The 14,514-nt window shown below is 49.2% G+C and carries 12 protein-coding genes; 8 read left to right on the top strand and 4 right to left on the bottom strand.

Going from position 1 to position 14,514, the window contains the following annotated elements:
* Positions 1-155: 155 nt before the first annotated feature.
* On the bottom strand, positions 156-953 hold the full coding sequence (asd, locus tag ACEN8J_RS02325) for an archaetidylserine decarboxylase (RefSeq protein ID WP_029518267.1): 798 nt from the start codon (positions 951-953) through the stop codon (positions 156-158).
* 88 nt (positions 954-1,041) lie between these two features.
* Complete coding sequence (locus tag ACEN8J_RS02330; protein WP_029518268.1) at positions 1,042-2,169, bottom strand: YheC/YheD family endospore coat-associated protein; 1,128 nt, start codon at positions 2,167-2,169, stop codon at positions 1,042-1,044.
* Positions 2,170-2,373: 204 nt separating this feature from the next.
* On the opposite strand from ACEN8J_RS02330, the gene ACEN8J_RS02335 reads away from it, so the two are divergent.
* Both ACEN8J_RS02335 and ACEN8J_RS02340 read left to right on the top strand, forming a co-directional pair.
* Positions 2,374-3,537, top strand: a complete 1,164-nt coding sequence (locus ACEN8J_RS02335) for a glycosyltransferase family 4 protein (RefSeq protein ID WP_495594214.1) — start codon at positions 2,374-2,376, stop codon at positions 3,535-3,537.
* Between the two features lie 113 nt (positions 3,538-3,650).
* Entirely contained in the window at positions 3,651-4,430 is a 780-nt protein-coding gene (locus ACEN8J_RS02340; RefSeq protein ID WP_495594215.1) for a WIAG-tail domain, read from the top strand.
* A gap of 130 nt (positions 4,431-4,560) precedes the next feature.
* Here the strand turns inward: ACEN8J_RS02340 and ACEN8J_RS02345 are convergent, their stop codons facing one another.
* Entirely contained in the window at positions 4,561-6,360 is a 1,800-nt protein-coding gene (locus tag ACEN8J_RS02345; protein WP_209949722.1) for a M4 family metallopeptidase, read from the bottom strand.
* A 468-nt stretch (positions 6,361-6,828) separates the two neighbouring features.
* Entirely contained in the window at positions 6,829-8,607 is a 1,779-nt protein-coding gene (locus ACEN8J_RS02350) for a M4 family metallopeptidase (protein ID WP_069012639.1), read from the bottom strand.
* Between the two features lie 559 nt (positions 8,608-9,166).
* Here ACEN8J_RS02350 and ACEN8J_RS02355 point away from each other — a divergent pair.
* The 6 genes from ACEN8J_RS02355 (at position 9,167) to ACEN8J_RS02380 (ending at position 14,493) form a co-directional block, all read left to right on the top strand.
* The gene (locus ACEN8J_RS02355) at positions 9,167-10,096 is read left to right on the top strand and encodes a glycosyltransferase family 2 protein (RefSeq protein WP_069012640.1); all 930 of its coding nucleotides are present in this window, start codon (positions 9,167-9,169) and stop codon (positions 10,094-10,096) included.
* A complete protein-coding gene (locus ACEN8J_RS02360) occupies positions 10,093-11,028 on the top strand; it encodes a glycosyltransferase family 2 protein (protein ID WP_069012641.1) in 936 nt (311 codons plus the stop codon). Before ACEN8J_RS02355 ends, ACEN8J_RS02360 begins: the two co-directional genes overlap by 4 nt.
* Complete coding sequence (locus tag ACEN8J_RS02365; RefSeq protein ID WP_069012642.1) at positions 11,025-11,825, top strand: glycosyltransferase family 2 protein; 801 nt, start codon at positions 11,025-11,027, stop codon at positions 11,823-11,825. Before ACEN8J_RS02360 ends, ACEN8J_RS02365 begins: the two co-directional genes overlap by 4 nt.
* Positions 11,822-12,553, top strand: coding sequence for a sugar phosphate nucleotidyltransferase (locus ACEN8J_RS02370; protein ID WP_029518275.1), 732 nt, complete (start codon positions 11,822-11,824; stop codon positions 12,551-12,553). The genes ACEN8J_RS02365 and ACEN8J_RS02370 overlap by 4 nt, the downstream gene beginning before the upstream one ends.
* 72 nt (positions 12,554-12,625) lie before the next feature.
* The gene (locus ACEN8J_RS02375) at positions 12,626-14,086 is read left to right on the top strand and encodes a glycosyltransferase family 2 protein (protein WP_069012643.1); all 1,461 of its coding nucleotides are present in this window, start codon (positions 12,626-12,628) and stop codon (positions 14,084-14,086) included.
* A 119-nt stretch (positions 14,087-14,205) separates the two neighbouring features.
* Positions 14,206-14,493, top strand: coding sequence for a hypothetical protein (locus tag ACEN8J_RS02380; RefSeq protein ID WP_013311765.1), 288 nt, complete (start codon positions 14,206-14,208; stop codon positions 14,491-14,493).
* Positions 14,494-14,514 lie beyond the last annotated feature (21 nt).

Here is a 14,514-nt window from a genome sequence, read left to right on the forward strand (position 1 = left end):
TAGGCATAATGGGAGTAACGCATGACAAATATAAAGGATAAATTCCAAAAAAAGGACCCGAGCCATTACGCCGGGTCCTTTTTTATATGAGCAATTTATATCATTCGATCCCAATGCTCATATGTGTAGCTATAATCCTGTTATGATATATTCACTTATGCTTTGGGATCATGTCGAAAGCAACCCAGACGTTGTCCCATTTTCACCACATCCCCCAGCTTCAATGCGGGGTCTGGCTCAAACGTACCGTTCTCAGTTAGCAAAACGACGGTTGACCCAAATTCGAAATAGGCGAGATCGTCTCCTTTTGTCCATGAGACGGCTTTATCATCCGTATATTTGATGCTACTCACATTCATTGCGCCAACCTTAACGACCGCCACCTCACCGTATTCGTGGGCGATGTACGTAATCTGTCGTTCATTGCGGCTAAGAACTGCTCGCATATGCTGCAAGCCGAAGTCATTCACTGGGTATACCTTGCCGCGCAGATGCTCTTTTTCTACCAGCGTACCGGATACTGGTGCATGAATGCGATGATAATCCGTCGGGCTGAGATAGAGTACAAAAGCATAGCCGTGTGTGTATTTTTCAAGACGCGGAGAGCGGTTAAGAAGCTCTTCCAGCGTATAGTCCTGCCCTTTGACATTCAAAAGAGTGCCGGACGTAATTGGGCCAGTGAAAGTAATCCGTGCATCCACCGGACTGGTCATCACCTCGGCGTTCGTATCAATCGGGCGCATGCCCGCTTTTAATTTGCGTGTAAAATAGGCGTTCAGAGAACGGTATTCCTTCCATTCCTGTTCAGCCTCATGCGTCTGGATCTGGTACGTACGTATAAAGGTGGGGATAAAAAGTCGGCTTGCACCGCTTTGCGCGAAGGAGCCCACAATCCGGCACACCCACTTGCGCGATGATAGCTCCGTCATGAGCCGCAGCCACTGTTTTGCCATTACAGATCCCCCTTGTTCATTTCCGAGCCGTCTTGGCCGGAACCTGTCCGGCCGCTCTGAACTATATTGACACAGAATGTGACGTAAATCAATACAGTGGACGGCCTGGTGAACGTTCGGTGTCTGACGAAGGCATCCGTTCGAGAAGCCAACGAGCGTAAGCCATCGGCTGAGTGTATGTTTCTTTCCAGACATTGTGCATGCCAGCCTGGCTGAAGCCATAGCGCTGGTCACGACCGTTGCATTCGATAAAAACAATCTTGCCTTCACGGGTAATTCCCAGATCCAGACCGACATCGGCGAGACGAGGAAGGGTTTGTGCCAGTCGGTGCACGATTTGTAACGAGAGCCGCTCTAGTTCATTCATTAACCGGACTGCGTTCGAAGTCTGAACCGTCTCTGTTTGTGATAACACCTCCAGTAAGGAACGGGCCGTCCCCCCCTGTGCCACATTGGAGACAAAGGTGTGGGAAGGAGCAATTTTAGCGAACATGCCTGTCACACCCCAGATACCGCCATATCCGCGCTGAACCGTCACACGGATATCAAACGGACGATTGTTGTACAAAGCAAGCGGTATGGTTTCCTGTACGATATGAGGCACATGCAGCAGTCGTTTGTGTAGAAATAACGGGAGTTCTCCGACATGCAAACGTAGTGTGGACCAACGCTCAGGTATAGAAGGATGTGCACATTGCAAAGTCCAGCCTCCGCGGGAATGCCGCAGACGCATAATTCCTCTACCCACGCTACCGCTACTGGGTTTAATGACAACATCTCCGGTTTCCTCCATTAAGGTATGGATGGAGGAAAGGTTGCCTTGCAAGGTTTTGGGGAGGTGGATGCGTAGCAGAGGGTCTTCCTGCAGAATTGCATGTATATGGTCTTTGGGGAAACGGTTTTGTTCATTAAAAATATAGTATCCCTTTTGTACAAGCTTGTTGATATCTCTAGCATTTTCATTTTGCCGATAGAGAGTCCGATTGTGGATGACCGGCGGCAACGGAAGAGTCATTTGCCGATACTCGTTGCCGTGTTTAACAAAAGCCCGGCATGTTCCGGTCGCTATATGAATATCCTCCAGACGAAGAAAGCAGGGGATGAGCTCGTAGCTTAACCCGGCGTCCTCGTAATTGGCGATGGATTCATATCGCGTCCTCATGGCGGGAATGCCCCGGTAGGTTGCCGGGTTGAGCATGACGCCGACATGCAACATGAGTATGTCCGCCCTCCTTGTAGCACTCCAACTGATCATACTGTGATTGTAGTCCATCATATGTATCAAAGATCGGCCAGGCATGGACGCTAGCCTTGCGGTAAGCCCAAAGTTAGAAGCGAGGCACCTTTCAGGGAGGCAGACGATATGATACAAGATGAGTGTTGCAGAGTGTTGGAATAAGGTCAGAAAGTAGGTGTGGTGATGCAGAGGCCGAAGGTAGCAGTTGTTACACCGGGCTCCTTTGTTATACCTTCGCCCCGCAGCAGTTCTGTGGAGCGGGTAATTGCCCGCATGGTACCGCTGGCTAGTCATGAGCTTCAGGCGCAGATCTATGGCATAAAGGGAGCAGAGGCATCGGATCATGGCGATGTCGACGGAATTCCCTGTATGCGTTTTACGCGGGGAGCAGGTTATATTTCTGAGGTGATTGCCGATTTAAAGAGATGGTCACCAGCGGTAGTAGATGTACACAACCGCCCGGCAGTTGCGTATGCCATTCGCGAGGCTTTGCCCAATAGCCGAGTTGTGCTGACTTTGCATTCGACCACGTTCATCCGGGAGCCTCACCTTGAACGGAAGGACATGGGTAGGCTACTGGCATCAATGGATCGCATTATTGTGAACAGTGCGTATTTGGGAGCAATCGTAGCTTCTGACTGTTCCGAAGCAGTCAGGAAACGCATCGTCGTAAACAAGCTGGGTATCCATCCTGGCGATTTCCTGCCACGGTGGACTCCAGCAGCAGAAGCGGCCAGGTCGGCGCGATTGGACGATTTCGGCTGGTCAGGCCGCCAAATCGTATTATTTGCGGGCAGACTGATGCCAGGGAAGGGCGTTCACCGGCTGCTCAAGGCCCTGCGGCATGTCGTCCGCGCCTGCCCGGGCGTACTGCTGCTCATTGCAGGTAGTGCCTATTACGGGCATGACCGCCTCACGCCGTATACGGCGTCGTTGCATCGGCAGGTGCGTAAACTAAGGTTGGGGAAGCATGTGCAATTCCTAGACTATGTTCCGCATCCAACATTGGCCTCGCTATATCAGCTAGCCGATGTGACCGTTGTTCCTTCAGTGAAGGATGAGGCTTTCGGGCTGGTCAATCTGGAAGCCATGGCGGCAGGAGTGCCTGTGGTCGCTTCACGAATCGGCGGTATTCCAGAGGTTGTACAACACGGCGAGACAGGCTGGCTTGTGTATCCGTCTCATGGTGAGCAGGAAATGGCCGATGCCATCATCAGGCTGCTCCAGCAACCTGGCTTGCGACGACGGATGGGAGAAGCCGGACTTGGCGAGGTACGGAGACAATTCTTGTGGCAGCACTCAGCACAACGCTGGGCACAAATCATAACGGACTGCGCAACGGAGTGACGTAGGCGCTGTTACGCGCATAGGTTATCTTATAGGCATTAGCCATGATACCCAGCCGGGTGAATGAAGCGGAGCGACCGCTGGTTCACTCCTGTGCCAAAGGAGCGGTCACCATGAACCATCGTACGAACCATAGCCCTAAGGATAAAAGAACAGCGCGGCGTAACCCTTCCAATGCGGTTCCCTCCCGCCGTGTTAACAAGGAAAAAGCGGCTTCGACTTCCGGCAGTCCTAGACCGAGCCAGCGCGGGACGGCAACGGTTCCTGCCCCTGTAGAGAAGGATACCTCCGTTCAAGCTGTAGAGGAAGCGGCGTGGAAGAAGCATAAGCTTCCCAAAACGCTAGAGGAAGCGATGCAGATGAATCGAGCATCTGTACTGCTGTTGTCTGTGCCTGAGTCAGATACGGAATGCAGGATGGATAACGATAAACCATCTATTACGACGGAAGATCAGGCAGAGCAAGATTCATTACTGGATTGTTCCATAACCAGTATTCACATTGCGGAAGGAAGACACCGCCCAAAGCAGCGCGTGGTCTTGCCTGAGCAAGATATCGATCTAGCTTTCGATACGGAGAAAGAATTAGACTTGAATGCCATTCGCGACGGATCAGCGACCAGTGACGAGGCTTCTGACGATCATATAGCTTCACCTCAATATGGGAGCATTTCTTTTCACCTCCCCGCACAAGCGGATAGGGGTGAAGTGAGCGTTGTATTTGAGAAACCTTTTGTAGATACACAGTATGTAATCACAGCCAATGCCAGTATACCGGGAGTGATGGTATCCGTCACACAACGTCAGAGGTATTCAGCAGTACTTACTGTGGAACGCATACACTCAGGTCCGCTATGTGAAGGGTTGGTCCTTTGGATTGCGATGGGGCAATAATAAGAAGCCAGGAATATAAGTGTCCATAATCAACTTTATAGTAGAAAAAAGGCGTCCCCTAGTGGGACGCCGTATACATAAGAGAGAAGGGGGTAGACTTGTAATATCGGGGAAGTTTATATTATTACACTTATTTCACACCTACGGCATCAAAAGACTTAATAGCAGAGGTTACGGCTATTGAATTTTCACCATAACTGTCTTTGGCTGTTTGGATAACAGCAGCACGTGCGGTGGAGAAGTTAGACGTGGAAGTCAGATAATTGGTGAAGGCATTATAATAAATATATACGGCTGCATCACGTCCGATTCCATCTACCTTGACACCATGAAAAGTGCCACCTTGTGCCAGTAGATAGTAGGCTTTATTAATAATACCGCTATTAATATGGGCTCCACCATAATCCTCGTTGTTAGGATCAGGATAGAGATTGCTGTAGTGATCGACTTGACCGTATTTGACAGGATCGGAAAGGGAGCGAATGGCATCGCCCTTAATATTAGGGGTATAAGCGACTTTGCCGAAATCCCAATTGGTACGCTCAATGTCGTTGCCTATAATATCTGAGATGGCTTCACTTAATGCACCAGATTCAGCGAAATACACGAGCCCTGATGAATGCTCGGTCACACCGTGTGTCAGCTCATGGGCAACAATTTCAAGGTCGCTGCTAAAAGGGGCAAATAACGTGCCGTCTCCGTCTCCGTAAAGCATGTGAGTGCCACCCCAGTGGGCATTATTGTAGTTCTTTGCGCCGTAATGGACTGCCGAAGCGATGGCCATGCCATGCCCGTCAATGCTGTCGCGTCCAAATCTATCCTTGTAATAATCGTAAGTGCGAATAGCGTAAGCGTGGGCATCCACCGCAGCAGGATCTTCCCATACGTTATCGGAATCTGTATACAGGGTGCCGGGGAGCGTCTCGGTGTTGTGGACGTTATAAGTTAGGATTCCTTTACCACGAGTCGTATCCTTTAGTTGATACTTCTTGCCCGAGGCTGTGGTTTCAAATGTTTTGGTATCGCCGAATACACCGCGCCCTGTGCCGATTACTTCGTTAAGAATGTCATACTTGAATACGATTTTTCCGTCATTAGCGTCAATAAAGTAACGTGTGCGCAGCAGAGTGGGCTGTAGAGTATTAACTTCGGTTACATAGACGAGACGTGTGGAGTCTCCATCGGGATAGATGTACAGTTCTGCTGTAGGGTCCACGCTTGGTTCCAGATTGGCAATCTTGGGAATAGAGGATGCAGGCTCTACCACTTCCAATGTACTGTTCTCCAGTTCAGCTGCTTTATCCAAATCCAAGGAGTCCTTATCAACAGAGATTGAAAATTCATTGTTAGATGCTGTTCCGTAAGTGTCTTTACTTACACTACTTGTACCCTCGTAAGGTTCAGGAACGATTGGGGCGGAGGAAGGGAGAGACTGAACCCGTATAGCTGCATCTTTATAAGCGGTATATACAGCCTCAGTAGCACTGATTTTTGGAGTTGTATTTTCTTTAGCATCGGCTTGTTGATTTTCTGAAATGACAGCTCCCAAATAAGAGGTGATTTGACCAGACTTGTTCACATGGATGGTCTGTTCGGCTCCAAATACGGGAATTCCGTCTACATATTGTTTTAACCGATAATGCTTTGTACCAAATTTGTCACTGGTGCGATCCACGATACGAAATTGCTCGCGCACATGGGAACCGATGTGGGTATCGTCCAGACTCAATAATGTTTTTTGTTGTCGATTTAAAAAGCTCCAGACCAGATTGTCGCCTGTTACCGTTGAAGGAGACTTCCAGTTCACCGTTTGGAATGTTGGCGTAAACTGAGTCGGATCGGGAACAGAATTTTCAGCTGCGGAGGCTCCAGGCGCAATGGCTCCTAATAACATAGCTCCTCCTAGAAGTGAAACCCATACTTTTTTCAATTCATACTCACTCTCCTTAATTAATGTTGGGGTAAAAAACACCCTGTTTGCAGAAGCCTAGCGTCATATATGTAAGTCTTGTTGCTCCTTTGAAACGTGAAGAGGCTGGATAAAAATGACCTTATGTAAAATATTAAGGTTTATTTTTTTTGCAATTTCATCGTCTCGGCTCTGATATTAGCACAGAGGTTGTCGAACGAGAAGATTAATTTTACAAAATACCCCAAAATGAATCTTTAGTCCCTGATTTACAGTTTATTTGTCTTATTTAGTCGAAAATGATCGGAGGGACTCTATGAATATGAAAAGGGCGCCCCTTTGAGGGGACGCCATAAATAAGGGGGGAAGGGGCGCAGACTTGTACACTGCACCCCTATTTTTTCGTCCATTGTATGAGTAGGGCCACATGACAGTTGCACAACGGCAACGGTCTATGGACGAGAATATGAGGATTATAGCGTATATGATTTAGTTTACACCTACAGCATCAAAAGATTTGGCAGCTGCAGTTGCTTGTGCCGAGTTCGCACCGTACAGATCTTTTGCCGCTTGGATCACAGCAGCGCGTGCGTTGGAGAAGTCAGAAGAAGAAGTCAGGTAGTTCGTAAAGGCACTATAGTAAATTTGGACCGCTGCATCGCGGCCAATTCCATTTACAGCTACCCCATGGAAAGTACCACCTTGTGCCAATAAATAGTAGGCTTTATTAATAATGCCGCTGTTCGTATGAACGCCACCGTTATCGGAGCTGCCTTTATACAAGTCGGAATAGTGATCTGGTTGATCATACAGCGTAGGATTTGACATAGAGCGAAGAGCATCGCCTGCAATGTTTGGCGTATAAATATCATCGCCTACAAGCCAGTTTTTACGCTGAATGTCATTGCCGATAACGTCCGAGAAAGCTTCATTTAATGCACCGGACTCTCCGTAATATTCCAAATTCGAAGTATACTCTGTGACACCGTGCGTAAGTTCATGTCCCACTACATCGGGGTCCCCGCTGAAGGCGATAAATGTGCTACCATCCCCGTCTCCATAAGTCATTTGGGAGCCATTCCAGAAGGCGTTGTTGTAGCGGCTACCGTAATGGACTGTCGAACGGAGTTGCAGCCCGCGTCCGTCAATGCTGTTGCGTCCAAATTTAGACTTATAGTAATCATATGTTTTGGCAGCATATGCATGGGCATCCACGCCGGCTGGATCATTCCATACATTATCGGCATCGGTCAGAAGGGTACCTGGGATGCTTTGGCGGTTGGAGGCCGTGTAAGTCACGATACCATTACCGCGTGTTGTATCTTTTAACTGGTAGCTACTACCGGAAGCCGTCGTGTTGAATGATTTGCTATCACCAAGCACACCTTTACCTGTGCCTGTCGCTTCATTAATGATGTCATACTGGAATACGATGCTGCCATCATTGGCATCAATAATGTAGCGAGTACGCAGTGGGGCAGGTTCTAAAACATTGACTTCTGTTACATAAACCAGCTGCAGGTCATCCCCTTTAGGATAGAAGTACAGATCGGCTTTAGGATCTACTTCTGGCTGCAGATTAGCGATTTTGGCAATGGAACTTTTTTCTGTCTCCACCGCTTCAATTTTGCTATCTTTCAAGGCAGACGCTTTATCAAGACTCAGCTCGTCTTTATCAATGGATAGCGTTTTTTCGTTGTTAGCTGCTTCGGCGTAAGTGTCTTTGCTTACACTGCTTTGTTCCTCAGCATCTTTAGAAATCGTATCGTCGGAGGTAGGGAGGGCTTCAATCCGTGCAGATGCTTCTTTATATGCAGTGTAGACCGCTTCAGAAGCGCTGATTTTTGGAGTTGTACCTTGCGTAGCTTCAGCTTGCTGATCCTCAGTAACCACCGCTCCTAAGTAAGAGGTGACCTCACCAGATTTGCCCACATGAATAGTCTGTTCAGCTCCATATACGGGAATCCCGTTTACATACTGTTTCAGCCGATAATGGCTCACACCGGACTTGTCGCTTGTGCGATCAACGATTCGGAATTGTTCACGTACACTAGAGTCGTCCGCACCCAATAACGATTTCTTTTGCCGATTCAAATAGCTCCATACAATGTCGTCACCCGATACCGAGGAAGGGGCTTTCCATTGCTCGGCGTGAAAGGTCGGTGTAAGCTGAGTCGGCCCCGAAACGGAACTCTCCGCTGATGCACCAGACGCGACAGACCCTAACAACATAGCTCCTCCAAGAAGCGAAACCCATACTTTTTTCATTAAAAATTCACTCTCCTCGATTAATGTCAGGATGAATCATCCTGTCTTGAATAAGGCATTGCGCCATTTATGTAGGTCGTGTTGTCGTCTGGAATAGAAGAAAATGGAACATGAAGAGAAATACCGAAGTGTTTTTCATGAAGCGTACGTGAAAAGAGGGTACTGCAGTATGAAGCATGTGGCCTAAAAAGGTGACAAACTCCTCCTTTCCTGTCGTATATAAAGAAAATAGAATAATGGTGGATAATGGAAAAGAATGACTTATGCAAAAAAAACTAATGTTGATTTTTTGAACTCCCATCATCTGGCTCTGATATTAGCACAGAGAATGACAGACGAGAAGATCTATGTCACAAATTTATCCAAAATGAATCTTTAGACCCTAATAACTCACTTATTTAATAGGATTAATAAGTTATGTAAAATAAAGTCGAAAATTGCTATGTCGAAAAGACTCCACGCTTGCCGTTACACACGGCTTTTGGACCGCATAGGTTATGTTGAACTGTCCTAATCATGCTGTCCATCTATACAGCAGGAAGGGAGGTGAGACGGGAGCATGAAGAAGCAGGGAAGAGCTGGATACAAGATCAAACGGAGGCGGCATTCCGGCGCATACTATCATTCTAAGATGTGGCTGCCGTTACGAATGCCGAACATGCATAAGACCCCTGCCATGAGGGAGGTACTCGACACGGAGAGAGGGGCACAGATCGGCGAAGAGCGACCATCTGGACCGTCATCAGTGGGAAAGTTTTTCGTATCTGTCATTATTCCGGCCATGAATGAGCAAAAAACAATCGGAGCTGTGATTCGCGAGGCGCGCCGTGTCCATCCACATACAGAGGTTATCGTCGTTGAGAACGGATCACACGATAGAACGGCGAAGGTGGCAGCAGCGGCGGGAGCTCGTGTACTTTCTTTCCCGGAACCGCTCGGACATGATGTTGGCCGTCGTGTTGGAGCGGAGGCGGCATCCGGACAGATCCTGCTTTTCCTGGATGGGGATATCGTCATTCCCTGCGTTAGACTCCGGCCGTTTATACACGCCATATGTGCAGGAGCGGATGTGGTGCTGAATGATTACCATGGACCTGTGAATCATACGCCCGTACATCCTGTAGTGGAGGCAAAGCATGTATTGAATATCTTGTCGAATCGTGCTGATTTAGGGGGGGCATCTATGACTGGCATTCCACACGCCATTAGTCAAAAGGCTCTAAACAAAATAGGTCCAAAGCCCTTGGAGAAACCTCCTTTATTTCAAGCTATGTCCATCGCTTCCGGGTTACGAGTGGTGACTGTATATGGAATAGCTGTCGGTAAAATAAATGCGACACGTAAAAAACAGAACGGCAAGGACCCGCTGGCAGGTGTAATTGTTCAGGATCATCTGGATGCCATTGCCTGGCTTACATCGCATCTGGGAACGCGTGCGGGCTTTACGGATTTGGAGCGCAAACGGATCAGAGACGAGGTGAAACTGTGAGTAGACCGTATCGCAGAGGGAAGCGTGAAGAACCGAGCTGGGGGGTCAGACGTGTTCAGCGAAAACGAGGAACGACGACTTCAATGCATAGCCGTAGGGTGAGAAAGCCCACACCTCGGGCAACAGGAATGACCAAAGTGACTCCGCCTGTGGAACGCGAAGTTCCGGGAGATATTGTATTACAGGGAACCGCAGCGGCCGTGGTCAGCGCCTGTAATGAAGAGTCAACGATTGACCGGGTGCTGAGCGAGCTGGAAAAACTTCCGCTTACGGATATCATTGTCGTATTGAACGGCTGCACGGACGGCACGCGCTCCACCGTAGCCAAACATCATCCTAATGTGACTCTCGTCAACGTGCCCGATCGACTGGGGCATGATGTTGGCCGTGCAGTAGGCGCGCGTATGACGCAGGCTGATATTGTGCTGTTCGTGGACGGAGATTTGCCGATTTCGGGATCTGATTTGCTGCCTTTTCTCCACGCGGTGGATCAGGGAACGGATGTCGCGCTTAATGATCTGGGCAGACATTTGCCCCCCTATGCCCAGCAAGACAGCGTGACACGGTGCAAAGCATTCCTGAATCGCGTACTGCGCAGGCCGGATCTGGGAGCAAGCTCATTGACCGCCGTACCGCATGCATTATCTCGGCGTTTACTGGATCAGCTTGGCTCAGCCGTGCTTGCCGTACCGCCAAAAGCCCACGCCATGGCAATTCTGTATGGCATGATCGTGGCGGCAGTACATGCTGTCGATGTCATTAAAACAAACCGTAAGCGGACCTTCAATGTTGGCAAAGGGAACGCTATGGAACAGTTGATCGTCGGTGATCATGCAGAGGCACTGACGGCTGTGTTTCAGGTAGCCGGGTATTCCCCGCTCGGGCCTGTTCCAACACGGGTAGACGTTGCCAAAGGGAGGAATGCACAATGAGTCTGACGAGCATCATTATTCCGACTTATAACGGCCTGCATCTGTTAAAGCCGTGTATTGAGGCGATTCGGACACATACGATAGATGTACCGTATGAAATCATTGTTGTGGACAACGCTTCGAATGACGGAACGGATGATTTTTGCGCATCCGAGCGGCTGATCAGCATACGTCTTCCTGAAAACAGGGGCTTTCCAGCAGCATGTAATATGGGGCTCCGGCTGGCTTCGGGTGATCAGTTCGTTATTTTAAACAATGATGTGACGGTTACGCGGGGATGGCTATCGAATATGTTGGCCGCATTGCAGAGCGAAAGCATCGTGGGATTGGTGGGACCGGTGACGAATTGCGTCAGCGGTATTCAGCAGATACACGGCTTGGAAGGAGATTTGGCCAGCTGTCTGAGATATGCGGAGCAGAATAATGTAAGTAATCCCTCCAGGTGGCAGGAGGTTAAGCGGTTGGTCGGATTTTGTTTGTTATTCCGGCGTGATCTGATGGAACGGATCGGATTGCTGGATGAACGGTTCAGTCCCGGACATTATGAGGATGACGATTATTGTCTGCGCGCACGTGTGCATGGCTACAAGCTGCTCATGTGCAACGACTGTTTTGTCTATCACGAGGGGAATGCGAGCTTCTCACGCTCGGAAACTTCCTGGATCGAAGAGCTGATCGAGCGGAACTATCGTTTATTTATAGAGAAATGGAGCATAGATCCCAGAATGTTCATCGAAACTGGAAACGCTGGGGTTGTATGCACTGAACATGCTGTCGAAGGAGGAAGGAAGATATGAAAGGGGTTATTCTCGCAGGAGGAACCGGATCGCGCCTTCATCCGTTGACTACATTACTCAACAAGCATCTGCTTCCGGTCGGCAAGTATCCCATGATCGTATATGGTATCGAGAGGCTGCGACAGGCTGGAATCACCGATATGCTTATTATTATTGGTAAACAATCGGCCGGGCTGTATACCGATTTTTTGGGCAGTGGCAGTGATTATGGTGTCCAACTGACCTACCGGATTCAAGAAAAGGCGGGCGGCATTGCAGAAGCACTCGAACTGGCAAGAAGCTATATGCAGGCAGAAGAGAAATTCACTGTTTTGTTAGGTGATAATTTGTTCAAGGAAGACTTGGGACCTGTGATCGAACGATTCAAGCAACAGCCCCCGGGGAGCGCCAGAGTGTTGTTGAAAAAGGTGGCAGATGCTCGTCGTTACGGGGTACCCGTGTTTGATCCTGAGCGTCCGGAGAGCATTACGCGGATTGAAGAAAAGCCACAGCATCCCCAATCCAAATACTGCGTTACGGGTATCTATATGTACGATACTGCCGTGTTCGATAAGATCCGGCAAATTACACCTTCGGCACGTGGTGAGCTTGAGATCACGGATGTTAACAACTGTTATGCCGCTGAAGGCAAGCTGGAATATGATATTTTACGGCGTTATTGGAGCGACGCAGGAACCTTCGATTCCCTTCAGGAAGCTGGATTGAAAATGAAAGGACTTCTACCTTGATCTCAATGAAACACCATCCTACCGGGCCAGGCATATAGTATAGGCATAATGCCACCCGGAGGAGTGAACGGCATGAAACGCCTGAATATGCAAAGGAAACACAGCAAGCGGCTCGGAAAGAAAGGCTACTGGTCAGGATATAAAAGGGGCCAGGAGCAAGGTAACAGGTTGGGTCAGGCTTCGTTCGGCAAGGTTTTTGAAGGCGTCAGTATTATCATTCCGTCCTGCAATCAGCTTCAACAGCTCCGTGCATGCATTCACCGTATTGAGGAGAATACGAGCCATCCTCACGAAATTATTGTAGTGGACTGCGGCTCGACGGACGGGACATCCACCTATTTGCTCCGTAAAAGCATCGCTGTGCGTTATGCGCTGTTAAAAAAGGATGTGCAAATGATAGGTAGCCTGAATCAGGGGCTGATGATGGCAAAAGGAACAACTATTGTGGTACTGGATCAAAACTCCATGGTGACCCCCGGCTGGTTGGATCGGTTGTTAGGGTGTTTACACAGCGATCCGCGTATGGGTGTTGTTGGGCCTGTAACGAATGGTCCATTCAAAGAACAGCAGATCGAGGTTCCTGATATGAACGAAAATGGAGCACGTCAATTTGCCATGACCTTCAATGTTCCCAAACCGGATGCATGGCGAGAGACCGAAAGCTTGGCTGGATTTTGTTTATTGCTGCGCAGAGAGACACTGAAAAAAACGGGCTACTGGGACGAAGGCTGCCACAGTATTGAGGAGGCCCATGCAGATTGGCTACTGCGTGTGCGTTTGTTGGGGATACGTATGGCAATTGCCGGAGATGCTTTTATCCATTATGAAGAAAGAGATCGGGATACGGTGTATGGTTTTCCTCTAACGACCGAAACAAGCGGTTCAATGGAGGAAAGCAGCCGGAACCGATCCTTTTTTGTACAAAAGTGGGGGGACGCGGATAAGCTGTTCCACAACCTGAAATTCAGTACAGCGGAGACGGACGACCAGATCTCAACAGGTAAGGAAACACACGTATCAGCGGCAAGCTTTTACCCCATCGGAGCGGTTGTTCAGGGACCGTCCGGTGTAGTATTTCGGTTAGAATCGGGAAGAAGGCGGTATTTGCATGGAGTCAGTGCTGCGGGAGGTGAAAACGTGCGCCCTGTCAGATTGTCTCAGCTGGACTTGTTGGCACTTCCCTTGGTAGGGAAGCCGGAGGTCACAGTTTCCGGCAGCACTGATGCACCTGTAGCTGAGTCGCCAGAGGAACCCTTGCCTGTGCTGGCGGCTCCTGAGCTGGGGAACATGTCCATGCTTCCCACACTTCATATCCCGGCCCAACGTAGGCGATGGATCGAGTTACTGTATGCTGAAGGTGGGCAACTGTACCAAATCGGCAACGGTTGGAAAAGACCATTCCTTACCCTCTACGCTGTGATGAGTTGGCGGGCTGAGGACTATCCAATTCAATTTTTGTCCTCTGAAGAATTGTCGGCATTGCCGGAGAAGCAGCCTATTATTGCTCCACCGGTGCTGCACGGGCATCTGTAATGATCTGAATAGGCGCTTTTAGGCGGAACCGACTACTCGCTGCGGCATACGCTGTAGTAGCGGAAAGCCCGTAGGTAATTCGTGCGTTCCGCACGGCGGAGCACATAAAGGAGGGGCTTATGCATAACGAGTTAGATGATTTGCTGATCCACATTTCGCACTCGCAGCAGCAGATGTCAAGGTTGTTGGATGCGGAACGGCAGGTGGTTGTGCGCATGGCGCAGATCATACATGAACTGCCAGATGAGGAGCCGCGTTTTGACGGAATTCCGGGCATTCTCGACAGCTCGGGACAAGTAAACAAAAGCATTGTGGCCTATCTGAACGGCATTGCCGATCTTCAGGAAGCAATGGCTGAAATGCTCGTTCGTGTCGTGAAGGAAACGGCATACCCGGAAGAGGAGTAACGTAACAACCGAGGGCAGGGA

It is taken from the genome of Paenibacillus sp. Paensp38, assembly GCF_059491915.1.